The 1,601-nt window shown below is 50.3% G+C and carries 1 protein-coding gene and 1 pseudogene; both read left to right on the top strand.

What is annotated here, in order from left to right; all coding sequences use genetic code 11:
* A pseudogene (locus QZ377_RS11770) lies at nucleotides 1-227 on the top strand (histidine kinase); the annotation flags it as partial.
* A 568-nt stretch (nucleotides 228-795) separates the two neighbouring features.
* Nucleotides 796-1,601: glutamate synthase (locus QZ377_RS11765; protein ID WP_291441331.1), on the top strand; the 806-nt coding region annotated here is incomplete at its 3' end.

Here is a 1,601-nt window from a genome sequence, read left to right as displayed (position 1 = left end):
TGGCTGTTGCTACCGCGCTTTGCGCAATGGTCCTCCCTCGTTCATACCGGGCGGGTATGGACCCTCAGGAGGCCATTGTCCTGCGCAAGCGTGATCAGGGTTTTGATCAGGATGTGGTGGCAGCGCTTGCGACCTTGCCTGTCGGCAGTCTGCAAAAGGCTATTGCCGCCACTGAAAAACAGCAGGTACAAAATGGATGCGAAGCCTTGCTTGCTGCCACGGAATAGTCTTTATCCTTTAGCGTCATATGCATGAAAATCAAAGGCCGCCTGTGAGGGCGGCCTTTGATTTTCATGCATATGACATCGTTTGCGCCAGATGCGCCAAGCTCGATGTGTCTTTGCCAATGTAAATGAACAGCCGCTTCAGTCATATCCGGCTGTACCGCGGGTATGTACAGTTGAACTTTTTGTTGAATGATGATTAATTTAAATTATTTAAGTATGTTAAAATTTTTTCACATTTTTGAAGATAAATTCTTGCCTGTCAGGGACGTTTGTAGCAATCTTGCACTCCCCCCTTAGCGTGACCGACACTACCCGCCAGTAAGGTTTCGGCACCCCTCCAGGGTTGCCCGGCTGCTGCCAGCCGCAGAAATCGAAGTTCGCTCACAGCCTTGCGGTTGCGCCTTATGGTGTTTCCACAGGGCTTTCACCCTGATCATCCATTGTGTGTACACATGAGTGTTGCGGTTGCCGCGTATTGCGGACCGGTCTTTTCGCGACACTTTTTACCGAGGTTACAACGATGTGCAGAATAGGCGCTATCAAGAGCAGCACGCCGGTACCGCCCTCCGTGGCACTCAATCTTATGTTGCCGCAGCAGGAAGGGCACGACAATTCCGGCTTTGCTATGATCATGCAGGATCTGGAAGGGGTGTTCAGCCATTATAAGGACAAGCCCCTGCTTTCTCTGGCCTGTACGCCTCAGGGTGTGCAGCTTGCCAATGATTTTATGGAAGAAAAAGGTTTTGTGCAGATGGCCCAGTGGGTTCCTGATGTAAACAGGCAACCGGGCCTCAAGGTAGAGGCCATGCCCCGTTATGTATTCAGGAATTATGATTATCCGGAAATATATCGCTATCGAACGCAACAGGACCGCGATGAACTGCTGCTTGATACGCGGCTTGCTTTGCGGGCCTTGCTGGCAAAAAATAATGACGGCTTTGTCTATTCTTTCTGGCCTGATACGTTGACACTGAAAGAAATAGGCGACCCGGCAGATATCGCCACCTACTTTCGTCTCTGGAATGATGATGAACGTCTGACCGCAAAAAATATTGTGGTCCAGTGCCGCCAGAACACCAATTATGACATTGTGCGCTATGCGGCCCATCCTTTTTTTCTTCAGGGCTATACCCTTTGCGCCAATGGCGAGAACACTTTTTTCACCAGAAACAAAGAGCTTCAGGGCGCGCTGCACAGGGGATATGTGGGCTTTGAATCTGATTCGCAAACCTTGTTGTATACATTGCACTATGTGCTGCATGAACTTGAGTGGCCCATAAAATACTTCAAGCATGTCATCACGCCCCTACCTTTTACAGAGGCAGAGCAGCGTGCTGACGGCAAGGTGCTTGCCCTTATACGGGAATCGCTGGC

Origin of the sequence: Desulfovibrio sp., assembly GCF_019424165.1 — a bacterium.
Classification (GTDB): Bacteria; Desulfobacterota; Desulfovibrionia; order Desulfovibrionales; family Desulfovibrionaceae; genus Desulfovibrio.
The sequence above is the reverse complement of the archived record's forward strand: the minus strand, read 5'-3'. Positions and strand labels throughout refer to the sequence as shown.